Source organism: Variovorax sp. 10L421 (assembly GCF_056395365.1).
Map to the genome: position 1 here is coordinate 1 of NZ_JBFTJJ010000060.1, position 2,536 is coordinate 2,536.

Genomic DNA, 2,536 nt, shown 5'->3' on the forward strand with positions numbered 1-2,536 from the left:
TGCATCAAGCGGTGGGTGGTAGAGGATGAGCGAGTAGTAAGCAGCCTTGCCGGGCGCACCATTCTTTCTGGCCAGCAGGTCATATCCATCCATGTCGACGATGGCGCGCAGGCGGTCCCAGTCGAACACGGCGTTGCCACCACAACCTCGTGGCCTCAGCAGATAGACCTTGCGCGTCACCCGATTGAAGCGAATGCGGCCTCGTGCATAGGTGAAGAAGCACGTGCGCACGCCCATGACGTCGAACCACAGCCACAACAGGATGCAGCAGCCGAGGGACAAGGGGAAAAGCAGCAGCCAGCCGAACCAGACAAAAAATGACCGTGCTTCAAATGCTCCAAACCAAAGGAAGAGCATGTTTCCAGTGATGAGCGGGTGTATTGCAAACCCGTAGAGCCCCCAAAAAACCAGCAAACAAGGGAGCAAGACAAAAAACGAACCGATGCCGGCTTTCCACTGTTGCTCCCACCCCGAATTACAAAACTCCAGATAGATCTCGTTCTGCGCGTAGATGCACCGCCCTGCTGGTAAGACAGCATCACTGAGCTCGACACACTCAACGGGCTTCAACAGTTTCTTGCTGCCGTCGGCCTGCACGCATCTGCGACCCTCCTCGATTGAGCGTCGGCGTGCACGCTGATAGACATGCTCGTTTGGGAACATCCTGTAATTCCTAGTGGCCCGATTGCAATTCAGCTCGCGCGTTGGCGAGCTTCTGCAGCGTCTCTTACGGCATATGACGGGCAAGCATGGGGCGATTCGTGCCGATGGCTTGCCGCTCGCGCCCGCAGTCTGCTCACTTCTCGCGCGACATTGCTTCCTGTACCGCCTCGGCCGTTCCCCATCGCTGCAGGAACTCGATCTCATCGGCCTTGCTCAGCTTGCCTTGGGCCCGATAGACGAGCGCTGTCATCACGGCGCCCGTTTGCACCGGCTTGTCCTCTGGTTCGCCAATGCCCGAATCGCTTTGCCACTCTTTCGGGAATGCTGGCCAAGAGCAGGTGATCTGGCTCATCATGTGGAAGCTCGTCTCCATGAAGCCCGGTTTTTGTTCCAGCCCGTACTGGCGCGAGTCGGGTTTGCCGCAATAGGTGGTGTAGTCAGGCTGCAGGTAACGGGCAATGCCCTTGTAGGTAGAAGATGCGTCGGCCGGAATGTGATCGGTCGTAGGGCCGACCTCCATGTACTGGCGGATGTACTCCCACAGATACGCTGCTTCTTGTGGGCCCGGCAGGGCGGGGCCGACGAAGATGCAGTCTTCGCCTTTCGCGTTCGGATCGGTTGGGTCGAAGGGCGGGTGATGTAGCGCCAGCGCCTTGATGGTCTGCTTGGCGCCCGCGCTTGAGCCTTCCGGTTCGAACAGCGCCGCCAGGCGCTCCCAGTCCAGCACCACGTTGCCGCCGCAATAGCGGGGGCGCAGCACGTACACCTTGCGAGTGAGCCGATTGAAGCGAATACGTCCGCGCGCGTAAGTAAAGAAGCAGGTTCGCATGCCCATGCAGTGGAACCACGCGAAGATCATGAAGGCGCTAGCCAAAGCGAGAGGGAAAAGCAGGAGCCAACCGAAGACAAGATAGGGCCAGTCCTCGCTCCCGTAGGCCATGGTCGGCCAGAAAAAGATGATCGTCTTGAAGACAAGAGGATGGACTGCAAATCCATACCAAATCCAGATCAATACGGCGGCGGGCAAGATGACGTAAAGATTCCCCATACCTGCACGCCACTGAAAATCCCATCCCGGATTGCACAGTTCCAGGTACGCGTCGTTCTGGGCATAGGCGGCCCGGCCCGGGATCTCGATGCCACGTGCGCCGGTGCGATATGTCGGCCAGCGCTTTTGCCCATCCAGGTTGATGTGAGTGCGGCCTTTTTCGGAGGAGCGGCGCTGGGCCAGTCGGTAGCTGTTTTCGCGAACGAACATGGATTCTTCAGATTGATCGCAGGTCACCTGCAAAGCTAGAGCCCTGCAAGCCCCCAACAGATGTTCGGCTACCGGTCGTCGTACTCATTTATGCTTTTTGTGACCTTGCTTCTTGCACTGTCTGGGCTGCTCCCCATCGCTTCAAGAACTCGATCTCGTCGGTCTTGCTCAACTTGCCTTGTGCTCGATGGACGAGCGCCGTCATTACGGCGCCCGTTTGCACGGGCTTCTCTTCAGGTTCTCCCATTCCACTGTCGCTTTCCCATTCCTTCGGAAATCTGGGCCACGAGCAGGTCCCCTGACTGAGCATGTGATACATGGTTTCCATCACTCCGGGACGTTGTTCCAGTCTGTACTGGCTGGGACTGGGCTTGCCGCAATAAGTAGTGTGTTGCTGCTCTATCCGTTCGGGGATGCCTTCCTGGCCAGGACCGTATTCCATGTAGCAGCGGATGTACTCCCATAGCGGGGCCGCGTCCTGCTGCATGGGCAATGTCGGGCCAACGAAGATGGCGTCTTCGCCCTTGGCAAGCGGGTCGGCTGCATCAAGCGGTGGGTGGTAGAGGATGAGCGAGTAGTAAGCAGCCTTGCCGGGCGCACCATTCTTTCTGGCCA

Annotated in this window: 1 protein-coding gene and 2 pseudogenes; all 3 read right to left on the reverse strand. The window is 58.4% G+C overall.

The window, feature by feature from the left end; genetic code table 11:
* Positions 1-663: pseudogene (locus tag AC1DFC_RS29650) on the reverse strand (hypothetical protein); the annotation flags it as partial.
* A gap of 133 nt (positions 664-796) precedes the next feature.
* Positions 797-1,921, reverse strand: coding sequence for a hypothetical protein (locus tag AC1DFC_RS29655; RefSeq protein WP_478180570.1), 1,125 nt, complete (start codon positions 1,919-1,921; stop codon positions 797-799).
* A gap of 88 nt (positions 1,922-2,009) precedes the next feature.
* Positions 2,010-2,536: pseudogene (locus AC1DFC_RS29660) on the reverse strand (hypothetical protein); the annotation flags it as partial.

Excerpts from the sequence above, each read along its gene's own strand:
- AC1DFC_RS29655 (WP_478180570.1), bottom strand. The coding sequence starts at position 1,921 with ATGTTCGTTCGCGAAAACAGCTACCGACTGGCCCAGCGCCGCTCCTCC.